Origin of the sequence: Pseudonocardia petroleophila, assembly GCF_014235185.1 — a bacterium.
Classification (GTDB): domain Bacteria; phylum Actinomycetota; class Actinomycetes; order Mycobacteriales; family Pseudonocardiaceae; genus Pseudonocardia; species Pseudonocardia petroleophila.
Genome location: NZ_CP060131.1, coordinates 4,566,903 through 4,591,356 on the forward strand (window position 1 = coordinate 4,566,903; position 24,454 = coordinate 4,591,356).

The window sequence follows — 24,454 nt, forward strand, 5'->3', positions numbered from 1 at the left end:
GGTCGGACACTACGTCGCCGCGGCGGCCAGCCGCCGCACCGCCTCGACGATCACCGGTTCGGGGTGCGAGGCGTAGCAGCAGCGGATCTCCGACGGCGCGGGGGAGCCCACCGCGAACGCGCTGCCGGGCACGAACCCGACCCCGTGCTCCAGCGCGCGGGGCAGCAGCGCCGTGGTGTCGACACCGGGCAGCTCCAGCCAGCAGAACATCCCGCCCGTCGGCACCGAGCAGACGGCGCCGGGCAGGTGCTCCGCGACGGCCGCGGTGAAGGCGCGGGCGCGGCCCGCGGTGGCGGCCCGGACGGCGTGCAGGTGGGCGTCGAGGAAGGCGGTGTCGGCGAGCAGGTCGGCGGCGATCGCCTGCGTCAGCGACGACGTGCACAGGTCGGTGCACTGCTTGAGCCGCTCGACGGCGGCCAGCACGTCGGGCGGGCCGGACAGCCAGCCGACGCGCAGGGCCGGGGCCAGCACCTTCGACGTGCTGCCGAGCCGGATCACGCGGTCGGAGTGCGCGGCGACCGGGAGCGGGGGAGCGCCGTCGAAGGCGAGCAGGCCGTACGGGTCGTCCTCGACGATCGCGAAGCCGTACCGCTCCGCCAGGGCGGCCAGCCGGACGCGCCGTGCGGGGGAGAGGGTGACGCCGCGCGGGTTGTGGAAGGTCGACACGGTGTGCACGAGCCGCGGGCGCAACCCGTCGCGCAGCCGGTCCGCCAGCACGTCGACGCGCAGGCCGTCGGCGTCGAGCGGGACGGGGTGCAGCGCGGCGCCCGCGGCCTGGAACACCTGCAGCGCCCCGACGTAGGCCGGGTCCTCGACCACGACGGCGTCGCCGGGGTCGAGCACCGCGCGGGCGACGAGGTCGAGCGCCTGCTGCGACCCCGTCGTCACGACGACCTCGGTGATCCCGCGGCCGCAGCGCGCGGTCTCGTGGGCGGCGAGGACGGCGCGCAGGGCGGGGAGCCCGGCCGTCTCGCCGTACTGGATCGACGCGGGGTCGGCGAGCGCGGCCGCGGCGGCGTCGGCGATCCGCCCGCGGGGCATGAGGTCGGCGGCGGGCAGGCCGCCGGCCAGGCTGATCACCTCGGGACGGGAGGTGAGGGCGAGCAGGTCGCGGATGGCGGAGCCGCGGACGGCGCGCGACGCGGTGGACAGGTGCACGGGAACCTCGCGGGGTCGACCGGACGGGTGGGGCGTCCTGGATCGACAGGGCGGGTGGTGCGGTCCGGGGTGGCGGTCCGGGTCCGATGATGCCGAACGCTCCCGCGATACGGAACAACCTTCCCGATCAGTGGGAACCGATCCACCTCTTTCGACCGATGCCGCCACCGCCGGACATCTCTAGCGTCAGGAGGCATGAACCCGAAGACGATGCTCGGAGCGGTGCTGGTGGGGGCCGGTCTGGTGCTGGCCCTGGTGCTCCCGGAGCTGCGGTACCTGTGGTTCGAGGGCCGGCCGCTGGGGATCCTGCTGGCCGTGATCGGCGCGTTCGAACTGTTCGACGGCTACCGGCGGGAGCGGAGCGGGAAGGACGTCGACGCCGGACGGGAGCGCCCGGACCGGGGGTGAGGCGGCGCGTGGCAGGGTGGGACCGTGAGCACCGACGCGGACGGGCTGTTCGCGCTCGACGAGCCGGCCCCCGACCCCACCTCCGAGCCCCCGCGGGCCACCGCCCCGCTGGCCGCGCGGATGCGCCCGCGCACGCTCGACGAGGTCGTCGGCCAGGCCCACCTGCTCGCCCCCGGGGCCCCGCTGCGGCGGCTCGTCGAGGGAGGGGCGGCGGCGTCGGTGCTGCTCTACGGCCCGCCCGGCACCGGGAAGACCACGATCGCACGGCTGCTCGCCGGTGTCGGGTCGCGGCACTTCGTCGCGCTGTCGGCGCTGTCGAGCGGGGTCAAGGAGCTGCGCGAGGTGATCGCCGACGCCAAGCGCCGCCGCGACCACCACGACCAGCAGACCGTGCTGTTCATCGACGAGGTGCACCGCTTCTCCAAGACCCAGCAGGACGCACTGCTCGGCGCCGTCGAGGACCGGCTGGTGCTGCTCGTCGCGGCCACCACGGAGAACCCGTCGTTCTCGGTGGTCTCGCCGCTGCTGTCGCGCTCGCTCGTACTGCAGCTGCAGTCGCTCACCGAGGACGACGTGCGCGCGCTGCTGCGCCGGGCCGTCGCCGACCCGCGGGGCCTGGCCGCCGCCGTCGAGCTCGCGCCGGAGGCCGAGGACGCACTCGTCCGGCTCGCCGCGGGCGACGCCCGGCGCGCGCTGACCGCACTGGAGGCCAGCGCCGACGGGGTGGTCGGCACCGGGGCCACCGTGATCGACGTGCCCGCGGTCGAGCGGGCCGTCACCGAGGCCACCGTCCGCTACGACCGCCAGGGCGACCAGCACTACGACGTCATCAGCGCGTTCATCAAGTCCATCCGCGGCTCCGACCCCGACGCCGCGCTGCACTACCTCGCCCGCATGATCGTCGCGGGGGAGGACGCCCGGTTCATCGCGCGGCGGCTGATGGTGCACGCGAGCGAGGACATCGGGCTCGCCGACCCCACCGCGCTGCAGGCCGCCGTCGCCGCCGCCCAGGTCGTCCAGCTGATCGGGATGCCCGAGGCCCGCCTCGCGCTCGCCCAGGCCACGGTGCACCTGGCGACGGCGCCGAAGTCGAACGCGGTGATCGTCGGCATCGACGAGGCCATGGCCGAGGTCCGCGCCGGGGCCGTGGGCGCGGTGCCGCCGCACCTGCGCGACGGGCACTACGCCGGCGCCGAGAAGCTCGGCAACGCGGTGGGCTACCGCTACCCGCACAGCCATCCGGACGGCGTACTGGCCCAGCAGTACCCGCCCGACGCGGTGGTCGGGAAGGACTACTACCGCCCCACCCCGCACGGCGGGGAGCGCACGCTGTCCGAGCGGCTGGCCAAGCTGCGCCGGGTCGTCCGCGGGCGCTAGCCCGAGAGGTCGGCGCGGAACTGCATCGCCCGGTAGGGCCAGTTCCGCGCGGTGTTCCACTGGCTCACGACCAGGTGCAGGTCGGCCCGGGTGCTGCCGGGCAGCACGTAGCCGCCGTAGAGCTGGGCCACCCGCCCGGCCGCGTGGTCCTCGTGCTCCCACGCGCAGCCGTGCAGCACCGTCTCGCGGCGGGCGGTGTGCAGGTCGTCGAGGGGGGAGGCGAGGTCGAGGACGTCGATGCGGTAGTTCCCGGCGTCGAACACCGAGAGCAGCCAGCGGTCCTCGACGCGGCGCAGCGACAGCTCGCCGAACGCGCCCGGCAGGGCGACGGTCGGCGGCCGGCCCCACGCCCAGCCCGCGTCCGGGGTGAAGCCCCAGCTCTCCCACGCGCCCGTCTCCGTGATCCGGTCCTCGGGCACCCGGTGCAGGACCAGGCCGTGGGCGCGCTGGAAGCCGGTGGTGAACGCGTAGACGAACCCGTCGTCGCCGCGCTCCCAGGTGAGCATCTGGAACAGGCCGTCGTGGTGCCCGCCCGGCCAGCGGACGCCGGTGGGGCGCCAGGTGACGCCCTGGTCGCGCGAGGAGTGGATCTCCGTCCAGTGCACGTGGCCCAGCTCCCGGCACACCATGACGTGCAGGTACATCGTGTCGCCGACGGTGATCACGTCGGTGGGCAGCACCGTCGTGACCCGCCGGGGTCGGCGCGCGAACCAGCGGGGGAGCTGGTGGACGTAGCGCACCACCTGCCGGGCCCGCCGGCCCCGCCCGGCGCTGCCCGTCCAGCGCAGCCCGGTCGGCACCGAGGCCGGGTCGCCGAACAGCACCACCGGCGAGCGCCAGCCGCGGCCGCCCGCACGGGGGGAGGCGAAGGTGTCGCCGAACACCGAGACCAGCCGCCCGTCCGGGGCCGTGGTCGTGGTGCCGAGGTCGGTGCCGCCGATGCCGAACGCGTCGGTGTGGCCGGGCCCGGTGAGATCACGGACCTTGGTGGCGACGCCCATGGGCCAGAGCGTGCCACGCCGCCGGGTCCGCGCGCCGCGGTCAGGCCGGGTCCCGCTCGATCGGGCAGCTCATGCACCGCGGCCCGCCCCGGCCGCGGCCGAGCTCGCCACCGGGGATGTCGAGCACCTCGATGCCGTGGCGGCGCAGGAACGTGTTGGTGGTGACGTTGCGCTCGTAGGTGACGACGACCCCGGGCGCGACGGCGAGGACGTTGCAGCCGTCGTCCCACTGCTCCCGCTCGGCCGCGTGGACGTCCTGCTCCGCGGTGAGGACGCGGATCCCCGGCAGGCCCAGCGCCCCGGCGATCGCGGCGTGCATGCCGTCCGGGGAGTGGTCGGTGACGTGCAGCTCCTTCTCGGTGTCGCCGGGCCGCACGGTGTAGGCGGGGAGCATCCCCAGGCCCGCGTACTTCGTGAACGTCTCCGGGTCGACCATGGTCATCACGGTGTCGAGGTGCATCAGCGCGCGGGTCTCGGGCATCCGCAGCGCGACGATCCGGTCGATCTCGCCGCCCGCGAACAGCGCCCGCGCCAGCCGCTCCACGCCCGCGGCCGTCGTCCGCTCGCTCATCCCCACCAGCACCGCTCCGCCCCCGAGCACGAGCATGTCGCCGCCCTCGGTGGTGGCGACGCCGTTCTCCGAGCCCGCCGACCAGATCCGGAACCCGGCGTCGGCGAACAGGGGGTGCCAGCGGTAGACGGCCTCGTAGTGCACGGTCTCGCGGATGCGCGCCTGCTTGCGCATGCTGTTGATCGACACGCCGCCGCCGATCCAGGCCGACGTGTCGCGGGTGTAGAGGTGGTTGGGCAGGGGCTCGAGGACGAAGTCGTCGGGCTCCAGGACGTGGAAGGCGACCGAGCGCGGCTCCGGGATCCGGTCGAGCACCTCGCGCTTGGTGATCCCGCCGACCAGGTGCTCGGTCAGGGTGTCGAGGTCCATCGCGTCGAAGCAGTTGCGCAGCGCGTCGATGGCCATGGGGCCGTACACGCGCTCGTCGAAGATCCGGTCCAGGACGTGGGCGTGCGCCTCCGGGATCCCGACGGTCGTGCGCAGCAGCTCGCCGAACAGGTGGACGGCGACGCCGCGGGAGGCCAGCACCTCGGCGAACCGGTCGTGCTCCTCCTGCGCCCGCTGCACCCACAGCACGTCGTCGAAGAGCAGCCGGTCCTTGTTGCCGGGGGTGAGCCGCTTCAGCTCGAGGCCGGGGCGGTGCAGGATCACCTGGCGGAGCCGTCCGACCTCGGAGTCGACGCGGAAGGGATCGGGGCGGGGCATGCGTGTCATCGTGGCACCCGGGGACGCCGACCGGCCCGACGAGCGGACCGCCCTCGTCGCCGACGGCCCGGCCCGCCGGGGGCGCGTACGGTCCTCAGCCCAGCGTGATCTCGAGGTTCGGCACGTTCGGGCTCTCCGCCGACTTGAGCCGCTTCCAGCCCAGGGGCGAGGTCTCGTCGGCGGCCCGCAGCATCATGGTCCCGGTCGGGGCGCCGGCCGCGGACCAGGCCCGGACCAGCTCGGTGACGTCGACCTGCGTCCAGCCCGCCGCGCAGGCCGGGGCGTTGCCGCGGGTCTCGGTGCTGGTCGACCACAGCCGCTCGGCGACGGGCTGGTTCGCGAAGCGCGTCGCCGGCCCGACGGCCGGGGTCGACCAGACCTCCCACGCGGCCGGGGTGCACGAGGACGACCAGTCCTGGTGCACGCGCAGCACGGCCGAGCCGATCGGGCGGCCGGTCACCTCGGCGAGGTCCCAGGACAGGAAGCTGCGGGCCACGGCCACGCCGTCGTAGCTGCCCAGGCGAAGGTCCGGGTCGCCGGAGGCGTCGCTGCGCAGGATCGTCGACTGCACGGTCGTGTCGAACGGGGCCGGGGTCGCGCCGTCGACCGGGGCGGAGGCGACGACGCGGCTGACGGCCGACTCGGTGGCGGTCCCCTCGACCACCCGCTCGGCCCCGGCGGTGGTCGAGGTCAGGGCCAGCACCGGGGCCGGGCCGACCGGGGTGCCGGCCTTCCGGATCGACGCGGCGAAGCCGGTGCGGGTGGCCTCGACGACGAGGTCGTAGCCCGGCGCCACCTGCGGGTAGGTGGCGCGGTGGCCGGCGAGCGCCGGCGCGGGGAGCGGGCCGGGGCCGACCGGGGCGAGGGCGGCGGAGCCGCCGCCGACCCAGCGCACGACCGGTCCGGTGGGGGTGAGCGTGAGGTCGTGGAGGGCGGCGGCGGGGCGGATGAGTCCGTCCGGACCTGATCCGAGGGTGAGGTCGACGGGGACCCACTCGGCCCCGCGGCGCAGCTGCACCGGTCCGGCGAAGAGCGTCACGGCGCGCGACCCGTCGACGCGGGCGACGCTCGTGCTGGTCTCGGTGCGGGTCTCGGGGGTGTCCGGTTCGTCCGCACCCGCCGTCCCCGGGACGGCCAGCGCGAGTGCGACACCCAGGATCACCGCGGTGCGTGCCGCGTACGTGTTCATGATCGTGATCAGACGGGGTGTGACGCAGAGCCGACAAGATCCACGGGCGCGTCGCACCCACACCGGTGACGGAGACCACCCCTTCGGGGACTCGTGTGACCGGCGGATCGCCGAGCGGTACCGCCGTCCGGCTCAGGAGCGACGGCGGAACGGGCGATCGTCGTAGGGGCCGTTCAGCAGCAGCTCGGGTCGCAGCGCGCCGAACAGCACGGTGAGCAACAGCTCGGCCCGGGCCTCGGCCGGCTCGTCGGGCCGGTTCATCGTGCGCGTGAGGAGCGTGTTGACGAGCATCGCGCTGATGTCGGCCGCGACCGGGTAGGCCCGCAGCTCCCCGGTGCGCTGACCGTGCTCGATCAGCACCCGGATCGAGTCGGGGACCGGGGCCAACAGGCGCGGGTCGATCTCGTCGGCCGGGTCGGCGGGACCCTCGACGCGGATCGTGTAGTCCTGCACCGCGGAGAAGAACGACGCGGTGAGCTCCCGGTGCCGCGAGGTGATCCGGGCCAGGGCCCTGACCTGGTCCTCCAGGGCGGCGACCGCCGCCCGGCCCGTGGACACGTCGCGCTCGGCCTGCACGAACAGCGGCCGCACCAGCGGCGCGTAGACGTGCCCGATCAGCGAGTGCTTGGACGGGAAGTGGTTGTACGCGGTGGCGGCGGACACCCCGGCCGCGGCCGCGATGTCCTCGATCCGGGTGCGCGCCCATCCCCGGGAGCCGAACGTGGCGTCGGCAGCGTCGAGCAGCGCGCGCCGCGTTCGGTCACGCTTCGTCTGGGCGGCCCGGGCCCGTGGATCGGCCGCTCGGGGTTCGTCGGCGGAGGACATCGAACGCAGAGTAACCAATCATCGGCCGAAGTGCTCTTGACTCCAACTTGGAGTGTCACCCAAAATGCGTACTTGAAGGGTGAACGAGTTCGTACCGCCGGGCACAGCGGGGCGGGTTCGGGAGGGTCGCGTACCGGGAGCGCTCGCGTATCTCACGGACGACGGATCCCTCCATCTGCAGGGCAGCACGAGACCCGCCCCCCGGGACCCCGGGGGCGGAGCGGTCCGCACGACGTCGGCGCCTCCGCGCGCCGATCCGGGAGGGGAACCCCATGAGCGAGAGCGTCCGATGAGCACCGCGACGGTGCTGCCGCCGTTCACCGCAGAGCCCACCGAGTCCACCGCGCCCACCGCGCCCACCGAGGTCGTCGAGGTCGTCGAGGTCGTCGAGGACCAGGCGCCCGGCCTGGAGTCGATGGTCGCCGCGGCCGTCGCCGGGGAGTACCGCGCACGGGAGCGACTCCTCGCCGAGATCCACCCGTTCGTGCTCCGCTACTGCCGCGGCCGGCTCGGCCGGCAGGAGACCGTCACGGGCTCGGCCGACGACGTCGCGCAGGAGGTCTGCCTCGCCGTCGTCAGCGCGCTGCCCGCGTACAAGATGCGGGGCCTGTCGTTCCGCGCGTTCGTCTACGGGATCGCGGCGCACAAGGTCACCGACGCGTTCCGCGTCATCGGTCGCAACCGCACCGAGCCCGTCCCGGAGCTGCCCGACGCCCCCGTGTCCGACGACGGCCCGGAGCACCACCTGCTCGCCTGCGAGCTCAGCGAGCGGCTCGGCGAGCTGCTGCACATCCTCACCCCGCGCCAGCGCGAGGTCCTGGTGCTGCGCATCGCGGTCGGGCTCAGCGCGGAGGAGACCGCCGCGGCGGTCCGCTCCACGCCGGGCGCGGTGCGGGTCACCCAGCACCGGGCGCTGAACCGCCTCCGGGCCGCGCTGGGCGAGGGCGCCGTCGAGCTGATGATCCCCGTGCCGCGCACGCCCGCCGACGACGACTGACGCCCGGTCCGCCGTCCGGCCCGGTGGATCATCGGCGGGCCGGGGCGGAGAGCGTGACCCCAGGTGGCGGGCCACCTCCCGCGCGGTAGCCTGACCGCCGATCACACTCTGTCGTCGGACGGTTCGAGGAGGCTTCGTGTCGGCTGGTCAGATCGCCGCGCTCATCGCCGCGGGGGCGTTCGTCGTCCTCGTGCTGCTGCTGGCGGTCCCGCTGCTCAAGCTGGGTCGCACCCTCGACGAGGCGACCGTCGCGATCCGCAAGGCGCACGAGGGCAGCGCCCCGCTGCTCGACAACGCCCAGACCACGCTGCACCAGGTCAACACGCAGCTGGAGCGCGTCGACGGCATCACCTCCAGCGCCCGCACCGTCACCAGCAACGTCTCGGTGCTCACGTCGCTGTTCACCGCCACCCTGGGCGGACCGCTGGTCCGGGCCGCCGCGTTCTCCTACGGGCTGAACAAGGCCGTGAAGGCCCGTCGCGCGGGCCGGGACGCCGGCGCCCATTCGCTGCGGACCCGTCCGGGCCGTCTCCGTCGCCGGGGGAAGAAGTGAAGCGCCTGTTCTGGATCGGGGTCGGGGCGGTGGCCGGCTCCTACGTCACCCGCCGCGCCACCCGGGCCGCGCACAACGTCACCCCCTCCGGCATCGGCGAGAACATCGCCGACGGCCTGCGCGAGCTGGGGGCCGGGCTGGGCGCGTTCGGCGCCGAGGTCCGCGCCGGGATGGACGCGCGCGAGCGCGAGCTGACCGAGCTGGTCGAGCGCCGCACCGGCGGGCACGTCCCGACCTGGTCCGAGGCCGTCGCCGAGCCCGCTCCTGTACGAGCGCCGCGGGCAGGGGACTAGCCCTTCCCTGCCGTCCCGCGTCCCGTCACCCCTCCTTTGCAGAGAGCCCTGCCGTGCAGACCCACGAGATCGTCCGCCGCTTCACCGACCACTTCGTCGCCGCCGGTCACACCCGCGTGCCCAGCGCGTCGCTCATCCTCGACGACCCCAACCTGCTGTTCGTCAACGCCGGGATGGTGCAGTTCAAGCCGTACTTCCTCGGGGAGGTGCCCGCGCCGTACCCGACCGCCACGTCGATCCAGAAGTGCGTGCGCACCGGGGACATCGACGAGGTCGGCCGCACCACCCGGCACAACACGTTCTTCCAGATGGCGGGCAACTTCTCCTTCGGCGACTACTTCAAGGCCGGGGCGATCGCGCACGCCTGGAAGCTGATCACCGGCTCGCAGGACGAGGGCGGCTACGGCTTCGACCCGGAGCGGCTGTGGGTCACCGTCTACCTCGACGACGACGAGGCCATCGAGCTGTGGCGCGACATCGCGGGGCTCCCGCCCGAGCGCATCCAGCGCCGCGACGGCAAGGACAACTACTGGGACATGGGCGTGCCCGGTCCCGGCGGGCCGTGCTCGGAGATCTACTACGACCGCGGGCCGGAGTTCGGCGCCGAGGGCGGTCCGGTCGCGGACGAGAACCGCTACCTGGAGATCTGGAACCTCGTCTTCATGCAGGACGTGCGCGGTGACCTGAGCCCGAAGGCCGGTCACCCGCCGATCGGCAAGCTGCCGCGGCCCAACATCGACACGGGCATGGGCGTCGAGCGCGTCGCGACCCTGCTGCAGGGCGTCGACAACGTCTACGAGACCGACCTGGTGCGCCCGGTGATCGCGCGGGCCGAGGAGTTCTCCGGCCGCCGCTACGGGGCCGACGCCGAGGACGACGTGCGGTTCCGCGTCATCGCCGACCACGCCCGCTCCGGCGTCATGATCATCGGTGACGGGGTGACGCCGTCGAACGAGGGCCGCGGCTACGTCCTGCGCCGCCTGCTCCGCCGGATCGTCCGCTCGGCGCGGCTGCTCGGGGTCACCGAGCCGGTGCTCGGGGCGTTCGCCGAGGTCGTCCGCGACGCGATGGCGCCGTCCTACCCGGAGCTCGTCACCGACTTCGAGCGGATCTCCGCCGTCGTGCGCGCCGAGGAGGAGGCCTTCCTCCAGACGCTCACCGCGGGCGAGCGGATCTTCGACACCGCGGTGGCCGAGACTCGGCGCAGCGGCGCCGCGGTGCTGCCCGGCGACCGCGCGTTCCAGCTGCACGACACTTACGGCTTCCCGATCGACCTGACCCTGGAGATGGCGGCCGAGGCCGGGCTCGAGGTCGACCGCGACCGCTTCACCGCGCTCATGCAGGAGCAGCGCACCCGGGCCAAGGCCGACGCGGCCAAGCACAAGGTCGGCCACGGCGGCGACGGCTCGATCTACCGCGCCCTGCTCGACACCCACGGGGCCGTCGACTTCCTCGGCTACACCGAGCTCGCCGCCGAGGGCACCGTCATCGGGCTGCTCGTCGACGGCGTGCCGGTGCCGGCCGCCCGCGAGGGCGACGCGGTGGAGATCGTGCTCGACCGCACCCCGTTCTACGCCGAGGCGGGCGGCCAGCAGGCCGACACCGGCACGCTGCAGGGCGGTTCCTTCACCGTCCGGGTCGACGACGTGCAGTCGCCCGTCGCCGGGCTGCGCGTGCACCGCGGCACGGTCACGGCGGGAGAGGTCACGCTCGACGCGGCCGTCGTCGCCACGGTGGACGTCGCGCGGCGCACGTCGATCTCGCGCGCCCACACCGCCACGCACCTCGTGCACGCCGGCGTCCGCGGCGCGCTGGGCCCGTCGGCCGCCCAGGCCGGCTCGCTCAACGCCCCGGGCCGGATGCGGTTCGACTTCACCTCCCCGTCGGGGGGCGTGGCCCCGGCCGCGCTCGCCGAGATCGAGGACGAGGTGAACACGGTCCTGCAGGAGGACCGCGCCGTCGCGGCCTACGAGACCACGATGGACGAGGCCCGCGCGCTCGGCGCGATGATGCTGTTCGGCGAGAAGTACGGCGACCGCGTCCGCGTGGTCGACATGGGCGACTACTCCCGCGAGCTGTGCGGCGGCACGCACGTGGCCCGCACCGGCGAGATCGGCATGATCAAGGTGCTGTCCGAGGGGTCGATCGGCTCCGGTGTGCGTCGGGTCGACGCCCTCGTCGGCCTCGACGCCTTCCGGTTCCTCTCCCGCGAGCACCTGCTGCTGTCCAACCTCGCCGAGCAGCTCAAGGCGCGGCCCGAGGACGTCCCGGAGCGGGTCAACTCCCTGGTCGAGCGGCTGCGCACCGCCGAGCGCGACCTGGAGAAGGTCCGCGCCGACGCCGTGCTGTCCTCGGCGGGCGCACTGGCCGACGGGGCGGAGGACGTCGGCGGGATCGCCCTCGTCGCCGTCGCCGCGCCGGACGGGGTGGGCGGCAACGACCTGCGCGCGCTGGCCTCCGACGTCCGCGGCCGGCTGGGCTCGCGCCCGGGCGTCGTCGCGCTGTTCTCCGGCGACGGGGACAAGGTCGCGTTCGTCGTGGCCACCACCTCGGCGGCCCGCGACGCCGGGCTCGCCGCGGGGAAGCTGATCCCGGCGTTCGCGGCGGCGGTCGGCGGGCGCGGCGGCGGCAAGCCGGACCTCGCGCAGGGCGGCGGCACCGACCCGTCCGGGATCCCGGCCGCGGTCGACGCGCTGCGGGCGCACCTGCGTGCGCGCTAGCGGTGCAGCCCGGTAGGCGCGGTCGCCGGATCGGCATCGACGTCGGGTCCGTCCGGGTCGGGGTGGCGCTCTCCGACCCGGACGGGCTGATCGCGACGCCGCTGGTCACCGTGGCGCGCGACGTCGACGGCGGCACCGACGTGGCCGCCATCGCGGCGCTCGTCGCCGAGCACGAGGCGGTCGGTCTCGTGGTGGGGCTGCCGCGCACGCTCGCCGGGCGGGAAGGCCCGGCGGCCGAGGCGGCGCGCGCGTTCGTGGCGTCGCTGGAGCCGGCGGTGGACGTCCCGATCGAGCTGACCGACGAGCGGCTCACCACCGTCGTGGCCACCCGTCAGATGCGGGAGAGCGGGCGCAAGGGGCGCCGGCAACGCGCCGTCGTCGACCAGGTGGCCGCGGTCGGCATCCTGCAGGGCTGGCTCGACCGTCATCGCTGATCACCGCGGGTCCGCCGACGAACCGGATGAATCGGACAGGGTGAGTGTTCAACCCCCGTCGGGTCCGGGGGAGACCCGATCGTTACCCTCCGGCGTTGTGGACATCGACGGCCCGACGACCCGCTTGCGTGCCGTCGGCGGTTCGGCCGCCGATCCCACGAGCGAGGCCGCGACCGCCCCGATCCCGGTGGTCCGCGACGGCCGTCCCGCGGCCTCCCCGGCCGACCGGGCCGACCGGGCCGACCGGGACGAGCGGGACGAGCGGGACGACCGGCCGGACGACGACGCCCGCTCCGGCTCCGCCGCCCCCTCGCGCGGCCGCCGCGGCCCGGGCCGGGCGCGCCGCAGCGGGGTCCTGCTGCTCGCCGTCGCGGTGCTGCTGGTCGCCGTCGTCGGCGGCGCCTACTACCTGTTCCGCTCGCTGACCTCCGCGGCCGACTTCGACGGCCCGGGGGAGGGCGACGTGATCATCCAGGTCGCCGACGGCGACTCCACCGCGGCGATCGGCCGCACCCTGGAGAGCACCGGGGTGGTCGCCAGCGTCGGGGCCTTCCTCGACGCCGCCGAGCAGGACGACCGGATCCTCGGCGTGCAGCCCGGCTCGTACCAGATGCGGTCGCGGATGTCGGGGGCCGCCGCGGTCGGGCGGCTGCTCGACCCCGCGGCCCGCGTGGGCCAGCTGGAGATCCGCGGCGGCGTCCAGCTCGACGACACCAGCGCCCCGGACGGCACGGTCGCGCCCGGCGTCCTCACCCTGATCTCGCGGGCCACCTGCGCCACCATCGACGGGGCCGACGCCTGCGTGAGCGTCGACGACCTGCGCGCGGCGATGGCGCAGACCGACCCGGCCGAGCTCGGGGTGCCGTCGTGGGCCCGGGAGGCCGTCTCGGCGGCCGACCCGGTGCGCCGCCTGGAGGGCCTGCTGGTGCCCGGCCTCTACGAGGTGGAGCCGGGGCAGGACGCGGTGCAGGTGCTGCAGGGCCTGCTGGCCACCTCGACCGCGCGGCTGGAGGCCGGGGGCATCGTCGCCGGGGCCGAGGCGATCGGCTCCTCCCCGTACGAGGTGCTGATCATCTCCTCGCTGGTGGAGAAGGAGGGCATCACGCCCGACATGCCCAAGGTGGCGCGCGTGGTCTACAACCGGCTCGCCGCCGGCCAGCGCCTGGAGCTCGACTCCACCGTCAACTACCCGCTCGACCTCCAAGCGCTGCGCACCACCGCCGAGGACCGCGGCACCCCGGGCCCGTACAACAGCTACGCCACCGCGGGCCTGCCGCCGACCCCGATCGCGGCCCCCGGCCGTGACGCGGTCGCCGCCGCGCTGGCCCCCGAGCCCGGCCCGTGGTTCTTCTTCGTGCGCTGCCAGACCGACGGCACCTCGTGCTTCGCGGAGACCTTCGCCGAGCACACCGCGAACGTGCAGCTGGCCCGCGACAACGGGGCGTTCTGACCGGGCCCGTCGCGGACGGGGTCAGGGACGGCCGAAGAAGCCGGAGGGCGGCATCGGCGACGGGACCGCCCCGCGGTCGCCGACCGCCGTCGTGGCCAGCTCGCGGACGTGCGCGTCGTCGAGGACGCGGGCGGGGAACGGGTCTCCCGCCGCGCGCCGGACCAGCCCCGCGACCGGGAGCCCGCCGTCGGAGGCCACCAGCACGAGGTTGCCGAACCGGCGTCCCTGCAGCACCGCCGGGGCGACGACGACGGCCAGCTCGGCGAACCGGGCCCCGGCCGCGGCGAACTGGGTGCGGGCGAACGGCAGCGCCCCGCCGTCGGCGACGTTGGCCGCGTAGACCCCGCCGGGGGCCAGCACGCGCGCGGCGTCGGCGACGAACTCGGCGGAGGTGAGGTGGGCGGGGGTGCGCGCGCCCGCGAAGACGTCGAGGACGAGCAGGTCGACCGAGCCCGTCGCGACCCCGGACAGCACCGCCCGCGCATCGCCGACGGTCACCTCGATCCCGTGCCCGTCGACGGGCAGCCGCGACCCGACCAGGTCGACGAGCCCACCGTCGATCTCGGCCACCTGCTGGGTCGAGCCGGGACGGGTGGCGGCGACGTAGCGCGGCAGCGTCCAGGCCCCGCCGCCGAGGTGCAGCACCCGCAGCGGGGCCGTGGGTGCGGCGATCAGGTCGACGACGTGCGCGAGGCGCCGCACGTACTCGAACTCGAGGTGGGTGGGATCGTCGAGGTCGACGTGGGACTGCGCCGTGCCGTCGACCAGCAGCGTCCAGCCCTGTGGCCGGTCCGGGTCGCCGACCAGCTCGGCGCTGCCGTGGTCGACCTCGGCCCGCACGACCGCCCGGGCGTCGCTCATCCGCCCATCCTGCCCCGGATCACGACGACGGGGGCACCCAGCCGTAGACGTGGTCGAGGACGACGGAGAGCAGGACGCGGCCCTCGGCGACCATCGCCGCCCGGTAGTCGTCCCAGTCGGGGTGCTCGCCGCGGACGTCGCGGTAGTAGGCGACCAGAGCCTCCACGGTGTCGTCGTGCGGGTCGGCCGCCGTGGCCGTGAGCCGGGCGGTGCCCTCGCCGACCGCGTAGGCGGAGAGGTCGGGCCGGGTGACCTGGTAGCTCACCCGCGGGTCGCGGCGCAGGTTCCGGGTCTTCGCGCGGCCCTCGGTGACGGAGATCCGCACCGTGCGCGTGGCCGGGTCGAACGCGTGGCTCACGACCGAGGACTGCGGGCGCCCGTCGCGCTTGAGCGTGATGAGGACACCACCGCCGATCTCGGTGAACAGGTCGAGCTGAGCGGGGTCGGGCGCCATGGGGACTCCTGTCGGTCGGGTCTCCCGGGCTTACCACATCGGGCCGACACCGGGCCGTCCCCGGCGGGGAGTCGTCCACCTCGCGGGTCGCCCGTCCACAGCGGGCGGAGGGGGTCTGGTGCGGAGGTGGCGGGGGTTCGACGCTGGGGGCCGGATCGGGACGGCGGTACGGGCGGGACGGGGGACGGACGTGGACCGGACGGTGGTGGTGCTGCGGGCGGGTCGGGGGCCGGCGTGCCGGGCGCGGGAGTAGCGGGGGCCGGGGCGGTGGCGGCCGTGCTGCTGGGCGCCGCGCTGCCGGGGGCGGCGGCCGGCGCGGCCGCCCGGGTGCTGCTGGGGCGGATGGCGCGGGGGACGCGGGTGCGCGCGCCGGTGTGCGAGGTCGCGGTGGCCGCGCTGTGGACCGCGGTCGCCGGGGCCTGGGCCGCGGGGGTGCTCCCCGGCCGATGGGTGCCGGTGCTGCTCGGGCTGGCCTGGTTCGGGACCGCGGCCGGGCTCGTCGACGTGCGGCACCGCCGGTTGCCCGACGCCCTCACCCTGCCCGCCGTCCCGGCCGCGGTGGGGCTGGTCACGCCCCTGGGGGCCGACGCCGTCGGGCGGGCGGTGCTCGGGGTGCTGGTCGCGGCCGCGGTGCACGCCGCGGTCCACCTCGCCGTGCCCGGGGCCCTCGGGGCGGGCGACGTGAAGCTCGCGGCGTCCCTGGGCGCGCCGCTGGCGGTGGTGTCCTGGCCCGCGCTCGTCCTCGCGGCGGTGCTCGCGTCGGCCCTGACGACGGCGGCCGCGCTGGCCCGCCGGCGCGACGCGGTGCCGCACGGCCCGTCGATGCTGCTGGGATCGGCGGTCGTGCTGGTGGCGGCCGCGGCCGGGGCGGGCGGTCCGTGGTGAGAGGATGGCGGCGTGCTGCGTTGGATCACCGCCGGGGAGTCCCACGGTCCCGCGCTGGTCGCCGTGCTGGAGGGCATGGTCGCCGGTGTCGAGATCACGACCAAGGAGCTGGGCGCCGAGCTGGCGCGCCGGAAGCTCGGCCACGGCCGCAGCCCCCGGATGGCGTTCGAGGCCGACGAGCTCGAGGTGATCGGCGGCCTGCGGCACGGCCGCACGCAGGGCGGTCCGGTCGCCGTGCGCATCGCCAACACCGAGTGGCCCAAGTGGGAGACCGTGATGGCGGCCGACCCGGTGGACCCCGAGCTGATCGCCGGTCGCGCGCGCAACGCCCCGCTCACCCGCCCGCGGCCCGGCCACGCCGATCTCGCCGGGATGACGAAGTTCGGCTTCGACGACGCCCGCCCGGTCCTGGAGCGGGCCAGTGCGCGCGAGACGGCGGCCAAGGTCGTCATGGGCACCGTGGCGAAGGCGTTCCTCGCGCAGGCGCTCGGGGTCTCCGTCGTGTCGCACGTCGTGGCCATCGGTGCCGTCGACGCCCCGGAGGACGACCCCGTCCCCGGCCCCGGCGACCTGGAGCGCGTCGACGCCAGCCCGGTCCGCGCGTTCTCCCCGGAGACGACCGAGCGCATGATCGCCGAGATCGACGCGGCCCACGAGGACGCCGACACGCTCGGCGGCGTCATCGAGGTGATCGCGTACGGGATGCCGGTGGGCGTGGGCTCCTACGTCCAGTCCGACCGCAGGCTCGACGGCCGGCTCGCCGGTGCGTTGATGAGCATCCAGGCGATGAAGGGCGTCGAGATCGGCGACGGCTTCCGCACCGCGCACCGCCGCGGCAGCGCGGCGCACGACGAGATGATCCCGGGCGACCCGGTGAAGCGGCTGTCCAACCGGGCGGGCGGCATCGAGGGCGGCATGACCAACGGCGAGCCGGTGCGCGTGCGCGTCGCGATGAAGCCCATCTCGACCGTGCCCCGTGCCCTGCGCACCATCGACACCGCCACCGGCGAGGAGGCCACCGCGATCCACCAGCGCTCCGACGCGTGCGCCGTCCCGCGGGCCGGTGTCGTCGCCGAGTCGATGGTGGCGCTCGTGCTGGCCGAGGCGGTCCTGGAGAAGTTCGGTGGCGACTCCCTCGCCGAGACCCGCCGCAACGTCGAGTCCTACCGGGCCGCGCACGCCTGATCCCGCGGCGCGTGCACCGGCGGGCGGCCGGGGGGCCCCTCGTGGCGGTAGCGGACCCGGCCGGTCGCCGGACGGGGCACCGCGAGAGGGGTGCTCGCCATCGCTGCGGTCGCAGCCGGTCCGACCGGCCCGCGCGCCCCGGCCGTACGGACGAGACCGACGTGGGAGGGGTTCGCCGGGCCGCAGACCACTCCCACGTCGATCTCGTGCGGGATCGCGGCCGGATGAGAGCAGGCGAGCCCGCGCGGTCCGGGCCCTCGTGCTGACCCGCCTCCGCGCGGCGCCGCGGCGGGTGCGTCAGCCGGTGCGGCGCGGCGGGCGGGCGGTGGCCCGGCGCACGGCGGCCCGGAAGGTCGCCGCGCGGCTCTGCGGCGTGGCCGGCGGGGCCTCTGCGGGATCGGTGCCGGTGGTCCCGGTGCTGGTGGTCTCGGCGCTGGTGGTCTCGGCGCTGATGGTCCCGGCCCGGGTGGACCCGGTGTCCGCCGACCCGGCGCCTGCCGACGTGGCGCCCGCCGCCGCGGTGCCCGCCGACCCGGCGGCATCCGGTTCGGGTCCGGCGGTCCCGGTGCCCGTGGACCCGGTGCCCGCGGGTTCGGCGGTGACGGAGCCGGTCGGCGAGTCCTGGGCCGATCCGTCGCCCGCGGCCGGGACGTCCGACGACCCGATCGACGGGCCGGGGGAGGCGTCGGACCCCGGCTCCGCGCCGAACGCCGCGAAGGGGGTGCCGGAGCCGGCGCCGCCCGGCTCGCGCAGCTGGGGCTCGAGGTGGGTCTGGCCGTCGCGGCGGGGGAGGGGGAGCTGCTCGCGCCGCGGGGGGAGCCGGAGGTCCGGTTCGCCGTCGTTCACGCCGGATCTCCGATCGCGATCACCCCGGGTGCGCCGGGGCGGGAGTCGTCACCGTGCGCCGCATCGACGCCCCGGGAGGCTATCGCGCCACCGGGTGGGGTGAGGGGAGGGGGCACGGCCCGTCACCGGGCGGTGCGGCGGCCCACCCGGCACGGCCCGGTCACTACGCTCGGACCGATGACCGCCCCACTCCGCCCGACGCTCGTGCTCGTCGGACCGCCCGGCGCCGGCAAGACCACCGTCGGCAAGGTGCTGGCCCGCCGCCTCGGCGTCGGCTTCACCGACGTCGACGCGCTGATCGTCGAGCGGGCCGGGAAGCCGATCGCCGACGTGTTCCTGCACGACGGCGAGGACGCGTTCCGTGCGCTGGAGCGCGAGGTCGTCGCCCACGCGCTCGGCACCGTCGACGGGGTGCTCGCGCTCGGCGGCGGGTCGGTGCTGGCGGCCGAGACGCGCGCGGCGCTGCGCGGCCACCGGGTCGTGCTGCTGACGGTCGGTCTCGCCGACGGCCTGCGCCGCACCGGCATGTCCAGCGCCCGCCCGCTGCTGGCCGGGGTCAACCCGCGGGCCACGTTCAAGGCCCTCCTCGACGCCCGGGCCCCGCTCTACCGCGAGGTCGCGACGGTGGAGGTCGACACGGGCCGCCGCAGCGCCAACCAGGTGGCCCGCGCGGTGCTGCTGGCGCTGGGCGAGATCCCGCCGGACACCCCCGAGGCCCCGGTCGACCCGTCGGACCCCCTCGACGTGCCCACCCCGCACGAGAGCACGCTGCTGCCGAACCCGGGCCTGCCCGACGCCTCGCGCCACTGACGGGCCCCGTCAGGGCGCCGCACTAGGCTGGCGCCGTGATCCGGATCGACGTCGCCACCGCAGCCCCGTACCCCGTGCTGATCGGACGGGGGGCGCGGGCCGAGGTGGCCGGCACCGTCACCGGGCTCGGGGCGTCGAAGGCGGTGGTCGTGCACCAGCCCCCGCTCGCGGCGCAGGCCGAGGAGCTGCGGGCGTCGCTGGTCGCGGCCGGGGTCGACGCGCACCGCGTGGAGGTGCCCGACGCCGAGGACGGCAAGACGCTCACCGTCGCCGGGTTCTGCTGGGAGGTCTGCGGCACGGTCGGCCTCACCCGCGGCGACGTCGTCGTGTCACTGGGCGGGGGCGCCGTCACCGACCTCGCCGGGTTCGTCGCGTCGGCGTGGATGCGCGGGGTGCGGGTCGTGCACGTCCCGACGACGCTGCTCGCGATGGTCGACGCCGCGGTCGGAGGCAAGACCGGCATCAACACCGCCGCGGGCAAGAACCTCGTCGGCGCCTTCCACGAGCCGTCCGCGGTGCTCGTCGACCTGGCGACGCTGGAGACCCTGCCCGCCGACGAGCTGGTCGCCGGCAGCGCGGAGATCCTCAAGACCGGCTTCATCGCCGACCCGGTGATCCTGGAGCTCGTCGAGCGCGACCCGGAGGCGGCCCTCGACCCCACCGGCGACGTCCTGCCCGAGCTGGTCCGCCGCTCGATCCAGGTCAAGGCCGACGTCGTCGCGGCCGACCTGCGCGAGTCGCACCTGCGCGAGATCCTCAACTACGGCCACACGCTGGGGCACGCCGTCGAGCGCCGCGAGGACTACCGCTGGCGCCACGGCAACGCGGTCAGCGTCGGGCTGGTGTTCGCCGCCGAGCTGGCCCGGGCGGCCGGCCGGCTCGACGACGCCACCGCCGACCGGCACCGCACGGTGCTCGAGTCCGTCGGCCTCCCCGTCCGCTACGAGCCGGGGGTGCTCCCGGAGCTGGTCGAGACGATGCGCGGGGACAAGAAGTCGCGCTCGGGGATGCTGCGGTTCGTCGTGCTCGACGGCCTCGCCCGCCCCGGACGGCTGGAGGGACCGGACCCGGAGCTCCTGGAGACGGCGTACGGGAGGATCTCGGCATGAACGTCCTCGTCCTCAACGGCCCCAACCTCGGCCGCCTCGGCACCCGCGAACCGGCCGTCTACGGGTCCACCACCCACGCCGACCTCGCCGACCTGTGCGTGCGCACGGGGGAGGAGCTGGGGCTCGCCGTCGAGGTCCGCCAGACCGACCACGAGGGCGAGCTGCTCGGCTGGCTGCACGCCGCCGCCGACGCCGGCACGCCGGTGGTGCTCAACGCCGGGGCGTGGACCCACACCTCGGTCGCGGTGCGCGACGCCTGCTCCCAGCTCACGGCCGCGCTGGTCGAGGTGCACATCTCCAACGTGCACAAGCGCGAGGAGTTCCGGCACCACTCCTACCTCTCCGCCGTGGCCGACGGCGTGATCGTCGGGCTCGGCGTCACCGGCTACGCCCTCGCGCTGCGGTGGATCGCCGAGAACCGCGCCTGATGCCCGCCCCCGACCGCCGGGCCGCCCTGCGCGCCCTGCTCGCAGACCGCGAGGTCGACGCGCTGCTGGTCACCGACCTGGTGAACGTCCGCTACCTCACCGGGTTCACCGGCTCGAACGCCGCGCTGCTCGTGCACGTCGACGGCGACGCCGCGAGCCGGTTCTGCACCGACGGCCGCTACCGCGCCCAGGCGGCGGTGCAGGTGCCCGACCTGGAGCGGGTCGAGGACCGCGCGAGCGCGCTCGCCCTGGCCGCCGCGGCGGCCGTCGACCGGCTGGGCTTCGAGTCCGACGCGGTCACCGTCGACGCCCACGCCGCGCTCGACGCGGCCGCGCAGGGCGTCGCGCTGGTGCGGACGCCCGGGCTGGTGCAGGGGCTGCGGGCGGTGAAGGACCCCGACGAGGTCGAGGCGCTGCGGGTCGCGTGCGCCGTCGCCGACACCGCGCTGGCCGGCCTGCTCGCCGACGGCGGGCTCGTGCCGGGGCGCACCGAGCGCGACGTCGCGCTCGACCTGGAGACCCGGATGCGCCGCCTCGGCGCGCAGGGCCCGGCGTTCGACACGATCGTCGCGGCCGGGCCGCACTCCGCGGTGCCCCACCACCGCCCCACCGACGCCGGGCTCCGCGCGGGCGACCTCGTGAAGATGGACTTCGGCGCGCTCGTCGACGGCTACCACTCCGACATCACCCGGACCGTCGTCCTGGGCCCCGCGGCGGACTGGCAGCGGGAGCTGCACGCGCTGGTCGCCGCCGCCCAGCGGGCCGGGCGGGCCGCACTGGCCCCCGGCGCCGACGTCGTCGCGGTCGACGCCGCCGCCCGCGACGTGTGCGTCGACGCCGGGCGGGGCGAGGAGTTCCTGCACGGCCTGGGGCACGGCATCGGCCTGCAGATCCACGAGGCCCCGGCGCTGGCCCGCACCGGCACCGGCACGCTCGCCGCGGGCATGGCCGTCACCGTCGAGCCCGGGGTGTACCTGGAGGGCCGGGGCGGCGTGCGCATCGAGGACACGCTCGTCGTCCGCGACGGGGAGCCCGAACTGCTGACCCGGACCACCAGGGAGCTGCTCGAGGTCTGACCCGGGTACCCTGACGCTCCGGACGACGGCGCCGAGCGCGCGCCGTCCGCGAGAACACCCGGCGCGCCTCCCACTGGGTCGATTCCCTTCTGGGACGAGCTGCGCGCCCCGAACCGACGCAGGAGACTTGCTCACGTGGCCACCACGAACGACCTGAAGAACGGCCTGGTGCTCAACCTGGAGGGCCAGCTCTGGGCGGTCACGGCGTTCCAGCACGTCAAGCCCGGCAAGGGCGGCGCCTTCGTGCGCACGACGCTGAAGAACGTCATGACCGGGAAGGTCGTCGACAAGACCTTCAACGCGGGCACGAAGGTGGAGACGGCCACCGTCGACCGCCGCGACATGACGTTCCTCTACCGCGACGGCTCCGACTTCGTCTTCATGGACGGCGACACGTTCGACCAGATCCCGATCCCGGAGAACACCGTCGGCACCGCCGCGGGGTACCTGCTGGAGAACCAGGTCGCGATGGTCGCGCTGCACGAGAGCGTGCCGCTGTTCGTCGAGCTGCCCACCTCGGTGGAGCTGGTCATCAGCCACACCGACCCCGGCCTGCAGGGCGACCGCTCCACCGGCGGCACCAAGCCCGCCACGCTGGAGACCGGCGCCGAGATCCAGGTGCCGCTGTTCGTCACCACCGGCGAGAAGGTCAAGGTGGACACCCGCGACGGGCGCTACCTCGGCCGCATCTCCTCCTGATGCTGCGCGCCCGGACGAAGGCACGCAAGCGCGCGCTGGACATCCTGTTCGAGTCCGAGGCCCGCGGCGACGACCCGCTCGCGGTGCTGGTGCAGCGCCGGGAGACCGACGACGCGCCGCCGGTCTCGGACTACGCCGGGATGCTCGTCGAGGGCGTCGTCGCGCACCGGGAGCGGATCGACCAGCTCCTCACCGAGCACGCCGAGGGCTGGACGGTGGCGCGGATGCCCGCCGTCGACCGCGCGCTGCTGCGGATCGGCGTGTTCGAGCTGCTCTGGGTCGACGAGATCGACGACCCGGTGGCGATCACGGAGGCCGTCGAGCTGGCCCGCACGCTGTCCACCGACGACAGCCCGCGCTTCCTCAACGGCGTGCTCGGCCGCATCGCCGACATCGCGGAGCAGCTGCGCGCCACCCGCTGACGCCCGTGCGCGGGAACGGCCGCCCCGGCCGCCGTCCCCGCTCACGAGGTGGTGGCGTCCGCGCGGGTGCTGTGCGTCGCATACCGTCGAATCGATTCGACGATCGGCGTAGCGTGTGGCTGGTCCTGCCGCGCCGAGGAGTACTGGAGTACCGCCGTGCCGGTCGCGATCGTCGTGATGGCGTTGGGGACGTTCGCCATCGGGCTCTCCGAGTTCGCCGTGATGGGCCTGCTGCCCCGCATCGCCGCCGACCTGGGGGTCTCCCTGCCCGTCGGGGGCAACCTCGTCACCGCCTACGCGGTCGGCGTCGTCGTGGGCGCGCCCCTGCTGACGGCCGCCGCGGTCCGGCTGCGCCGCCGCACGGCCCTGCTGCTGTTCATGGCGGTGTTCGCCGCGGGCAACGCGCTCGCCGCGCTGGCCCCGACCTTCGGGCTGCTCGTCGTCGCCCGGTTCCTCTCCGGGCTCCCGCACGGGGCGTTCTTCGGCGTGGGAGCGCTGGTCGCCGCGTCGCTGGTGGCGCCGGGGCGGCGGGCGTCCGCGGTGGCGTCGATGGTGCTGGGGCTGACGGTCGCGAACCTCGTCGGCGTGCCCGCGGCGACCGCGCTGGGCGGGCTGCTGGGCTGGCGGCTCGCGTTCGTCCTCATCACGGGGCTGGCGCTGCTGTGCGTGGCCGGGATGCTGGCCACGCTGACCCGCGACACCGTCACGGCCCGCCCGAGCATCGGCGCGGAGTTCGCCGCGCTGCGCCGGCCGGCGGTGCTGCTGGCGCTGGGCACGGTCGTCGTCGGCTGCGGCGGCCTGTTCGCCTTCTACACCTACATCGCGCCGATGATGACCGACCTCGCCGGGTTCGGGACGGCGACGGTCCCGGTGCTGCTCGGCGTGTTCGGGCTGGGCATGACCGTCGGCACGGTGGCCGGCGGGCGGCTGGCCGACCGGTTCGACCCGCGGCGCGTGGTGGTCGCGCTGCTCGCCGCCCAGGCCGGGCTGCTCGTGGTCGCGGTGGCCGCGGTGCACTCGCCGGTGACGGCCCCCGTGCTGGTGTTCGGGATCGGCGCGGTCGGCCTGGCGATCGTGCCCGCGGTGCAGACGCTCGTGCTGGACGCGGCGGGGGAGGCCCCGGCGCTCGCGTCGGCGTCGATCCAGTCGGCGTTCAACCTGGCCAACGCGATCGGGGCCGCCGCGGGCGGGCTGGTGCTGTCGGCCGGGCTGGGGCTGGCCGCCCCGCCCGCGGCCGGGGCCCTGCTGGCGGCGCTGGGGATCGTCCCGGCCGTCGCGGTGATCCGGTACGCGCGCCGCCGGACCGCGGTGCCGGCGTAGGCCCGGGGACGACGAAGCGGCCCTGCCGTCCGGTGGACGACAGGGCCGCTTCGTGCGTGTGGCGCCGGCACCCTTCCCCAGGTGCCGGTGCGTCACGGCGCGGGACGGGCCTCCGGGGGGAGCACTCCCCAGTCGATGAGCTGGTCGGTCAGCTCGCCGGGGCTCTTGTCGTAGATGATCGCGAGCGAGCGCAGGTCCTCGGCGCGGATGCTGAGCACCTTGCCGTTGTAGTCGCCGCGCTGGCTCTGGATGGCGGCGGCGTAGCGGGCCAGCGGGCCCACCTTGTCCGCCGGGAGCTGCTGCAGCCGCTCCAGGTTGATGACGATCTTCGTGGCGGGCTCGGATCCCGACGGCACGCGGCCCTCGGGGAGGAGCTCGGCCACCGGCACGCCGTAGAAGTCGGCCAGCTCGGCCAGCTTCTGCACCGTGACGGCGCGGTCGCCGCGCTCGTACGAGCCGACGACGACGGCCTTCCACCGCCCGCCCGACTTCTGCTCGACGCCGTGCAGCGACAGGCCCTGCTGCTGCCGGATGGCGCGGAGCTTCCCGCCGAGCGCCTTGGCGTAGTCGCCCATGCGGCGACCCCTTTCCGTGACTGGCGCCGGCCCGGTCGGGGCCGACGTCGGAGGAACTGATGTGCTCTCGGGGATCCGGCGTTCGGGGACGCCGGTGGTCGAG

Annotated in this window: 26 protein-coding genes; 17 read left to right on the forward strand and 9 right to left on the reverse strand. The window is 75.5% G+C overall.

All coding sequences use genetic code 11. From position 1 onward, the window contains the following. Positions 1–9 precede the first annotated feature (9 nt). Entirely contained in the window at positions 10–1,158 is a 1,149-nt protein-coding gene (locus tag H6H00_RS22525) for an aminotransferase-like domain-containing protein (protein WP_221775634.1), read from the reverse strand. Positions 1,159–1,353: 195 nt separating this feature from the next. Here H6H00_RS22525 and H6H00_RS22530 point away from each other — a divergent pair, with 195 nt between their 5' ends. Both H6H00_RS22530 and H6H00_RS22535 read left to right on the forward strand, forming a co-directional pair. Further along, positions 1,354–1,566 carry a hypothetical protein gene (locus H6H00_RS22530; protein ID WP_185717708.1) on the forward strand — a complete coding sequence of 71 codons (213 nt, stop codon included), beginning with the start codon at positions 1,354–1,356 and terminating at the stop codon, positions 1,564–1,566. Between the two features lie 24 nt (positions 1,567–1,590). Continuing rightward, a complete protein-coding gene (locus tag H6H00_RS22535) occupies positions 1,591–2,943 on the forward strand; it encodes a replication-associated recombination protein A (protein WP_379539965.1) in 1,353 nt (450 codons plus the stop codon). Here H6H00_RS22535 and H6H00_RS22540 read toward each other — a convergent pair. From H6H00_RS22540 to H6H00_RS22555, 4 genes are all read right to left on the reverse strand, one after another. Further along, positions 2,940–3,944 carry a glycoside hydrolase family 183 protein gene (locus H6H00_RS22540; protein WP_185717709.1) on the reverse strand — a complete coding sequence of 335 codons (1,005 nt, stop codon included), beginning with the start codon at positions 3,942–3,944 and terminating at the stop codon, positions 2,940–2,942. The genes H6H00_RS22535 and H6H00_RS22540 overlap by 4 nt on opposite strands. A 40-nt stretch (positions 3,945–3,984) precedes the next feature. Continuing rightward, entirely contained in the window at positions 3,985–5,220 is a 1,236-nt protein-coding gene (locus H6H00_RS22545; RefSeq protein WP_185717710.1) for an arginine deiminase, read from the reverse strand. Between the two features lie 94 nt (positions 5,221–5,314). Continuing rightward, positions 5,315–6,409 (reverse strand): DNRLRE domain-containing protein, encoded by a 1,095-nt coding sequence (locus tag H6H00_RS22550; protein WP_185717711.1) that lies wholly within the window; start codon positions 6,407–6,409, stop codon positions 5,315–5,317. Positions 6,410–6,541: 132 nt separating this feature from the next. Beyond that, on the reverse strand, positions 6,542–7,234 hold the full coding sequence (locus tag H6H00_RS22555) for a TetR family transcriptional regulator (protein WP_185717712.1): 693 nt from the start codon (positions 7,232–7,234) through the stop codon (positions 6,542–6,544). A gap of 289 nt (positions 7,235–7,523) precedes the next feature. Here H6H00_RS22555 and shbA point away from each other — a divergent pair, with 289 nt between their 5' ends. From shbA to H6H00_RS22585, 6 genes are all read left to right on the forward strand, one after another. Beyond that, positions 7,524–8,231: an RNA polymerase sigma factor ShbA gene (shbA, locus tag H6H00_RS22560; RefSeq protein WP_185717713.1), complete on the forward strand. Its 708-nt coding sequence runs from the start codon at positions 7,524–7,526 to the stop codon at positions 8,229–8,231. A 136-nt stretch (positions 8,232–8,367) separates the two neighbouring features. Further along, on the forward strand, positions 8,368–8,784 hold the full coding sequence (locus H6H00_RS22565; RefSeq protein ID WP_185717714.1) for a DUF948 domain-containing protein: 417 nt from the start codon (positions 8,368–8,370) through the stop codon (positions 8,782–8,784). Continuing rightward, positions 8,781–9,077, forward strand: a complete 297-nt coding sequence (locus tag H6H00_RS22570; protein ID WP_185717715.1) for a hypothetical protein — start codon at positions 8,781–8,783, stop codon at positions 9,075–9,077. Before H6H00_RS22565 ends, H6H00_RS22570 begins: the two co-directional genes overlap by 4 nt. 53 nt (positions 9,078–9,130) lie before the next feature. After that, positions 9,131–11,797 (forward strand): alanine--tRNA ligase, encoded by a 2,667-nt coding sequence (alaS, locus tag H6H00_RS22575; RefSeq protein ID WP_185717716.1) that lies wholly within the window; start codon positions 9,131–9,133, stop codon positions 11,795–11,797. A gap of 2 nt (positions 11,798–11,799) precedes the next feature. Next, positions 11,800–12,231 (forward strand): Holliday junction resolvase RuvX, encoded by a 432-nt coding sequence (ruvX, locus tag H6H00_RS22580; protein WP_185717717.1) that lies wholly within the window; start codon positions 11,800–11,802, stop codon positions 12,229–12,231. Positions 12,232–12,328: 97 nt separating this feature from the next. Beyond that, positions 12,329–13,681, forward strand: a complete 1,353-nt coding sequence (locus tag H6H00_RS22585) for an endolytic transglycosylase MltG (RefSeq protein WP_185717718.1) — start codon at positions 12,329–12,331, stop codon at positions 13,679–13,681. Positions 13,682–13,702: 21 nt separating this feature from the next. On the opposite strand, the gene H6H00_RS22590 is transcribed toward H6H00_RS22585, so the two are convergent. Together H6H00_RS22590 and H6H00_RS22595 are read right to left on the reverse strand one after the other, a co-directional pair. Beyond that, positions 13,703–14,542 (reverse strand): spermidine synthase, encoded by an 840-nt coding sequence (locus H6H00_RS22590; protein WP_185717719.1) that lies wholly within the window; start codon positions 14,540–14,542, stop codon positions 13,703–13,705. Between the two features lie 19 nt (positions 14,543–14,561). Beyond that, positions 14,562–14,996 carry a PPOX class F420-dependent oxidoreductase gene (locus H6H00_RS22595; RefSeq protein ID WP_185717720.1) on the reverse strand — a complete coding sequence of 145 codons (435 nt, stop codon included), beginning with the start codon at positions 14,994–14,996 and terminating at the stop codon, positions 14,562–14,564. A 234-nt stretch (positions 14,997–15,230) separates the two neighbouring features. Here H6H00_RS22595 and H6H00_RS22600 point away from each other — a divergent pair, with 234 nt between their 5' ends. Beyond that, positions 15,231–15,881: a prepilin peptidase gene (locus H6H00_RS22600; RefSeq protein WP_185717721.1), complete on the forward strand. Its 651-nt coding sequence runs from the start codon at positions 15,231–15,233 to the stop codon at positions 15,879–15,881. A gap of 12 nt (positions 15,882–15,893) precedes the next feature. Continuing rightward, on the forward strand, positions 15,894–17,066 hold the full coding sequence (gene aroC / locus H6H00_RS22605) for a chorismate synthase (RefSeq protein WP_185717722.1): 1,173 nt from the start codon (positions 15,894–15,896) through the stop codon (positions 17,064–17,066). Positions 17,067–17,363: 297 nt separating this feature from the next. Here aroC and H6H00_RS22610 read toward each other — a convergent pair whose 3' ends face one another. Beyond that, entirely contained in the window at positions 17,364–17,912 is a 549-nt protein-coding gene (locus H6H00_RS22610) for a hypothetical protein (protein ID WP_185717723.1), read from the reverse strand. 177 nt (positions 17,913–18,089) lie between these two features. Between H6H00_RS22610 and H6H00_RS22615 the strand changes: the two genes are divergently transcribed. From H6H00_RS22615 to H6H00_RS22645, 7 genes are all read left to right on the forward strand, one after another. After that, positions 18,090–18,722: a shikimate kinase gene (locus H6H00_RS22615; protein ID WP_185717724.1), complete on the forward strand. Its 633-nt coding sequence runs from the start codon at positions 18,090–18,092 to the stop codon at positions 18,720–18,722. A gap of 35 nt (positions 18,723–18,757) precedes the next feature. Continuing rightward, positions 18,758–19,831: a 3-dehydroquinate synthase gene (gene aroB, locus H6H00_RS22620; RefSeq protein WP_185717725.1), complete on the forward strand. Its 1,074-nt coding sequence runs from the start codon at positions 18,758–18,760 to the stop codon at positions 19,829–19,831. Beyond that, positions 19,828–20,259 carry a type II 3-dehydroquinate dehydratase gene (gene aroQ, locus H6H00_RS22625; RefSeq protein WP_185717726.1) on the forward strand — a complete coding sequence of 144 codons (432 nt, stop codon included), beginning with the start codon at positions 19,828–19,830 and terminating at the stop codon, positions 20,257–20,259. The genes aroB and aroQ overlap by 4 nt, the downstream gene beginning before the upstream one ends. Next, on the forward strand, positions 20,259–21,335 hold the full coding sequence (locus H6H00_RS22630; protein ID WP_185717727.1) for a M24 family metallopeptidase: 1,077 nt from the start codon (positions 20,259–20,261) through the stop codon (positions 21,333–21,335). Before aroQ ends, H6H00_RS22630 begins: the two co-directional genes overlap by 1 nt. A gap of 135 nt (positions 21,336–21,470) precedes the next feature. Beyond that, on the forward strand, positions 21,471–22,034 hold the full coding sequence (gene efp, locus H6H00_RS22635; protein WP_185717728.1) for an elongation factor P: 564 nt from the start codon (positions 21,471–21,473) through the stop codon (positions 22,032–22,034). 2 nt (positions 22,035–22,036) lie between these two features. Beyond that, positions 22,037–22,456: a transcription antitermination factor NusB gene (gene nusB / locus H6H00_RS22640; RefSeq protein WP_185722670.1), complete on the forward strand. Its 420-nt coding sequence runs from the start codon at positions 22,037–22,039 to the stop codon at positions 22,454–22,456. A 156-nt stretch (positions 22,457–22,612) separates the two neighbouring features. Beyond that, the gene (locus tag H6H00_RS22645) at positions 22,613–23,776 is read left to right on the forward strand and encodes an MFS transporter (protein ID WP_185717729.1); all 1,164 of its coding nucleotides are present in this window, start codon (positions 22,613–22,615) and stop codon (positions 23,774–23,776) included. Between the two features lie 92 nt (positions 23,777–23,868). Here the strand turns inward: H6H00_RS22645 and bldD are convergent, their stop codons facing one another. Next, positions 23,869–24,351, reverse strand: a complete 483-nt coding sequence (gene bldD / locus H6H00_RS22650; protein ID WP_185717730.1) for a transcriptional regulator BldD — start codon at positions 24,349–24,351, stop codon at positions 23,869–23,871. Positions 24,352–24,454 lie beyond the last annotated feature (103 nt).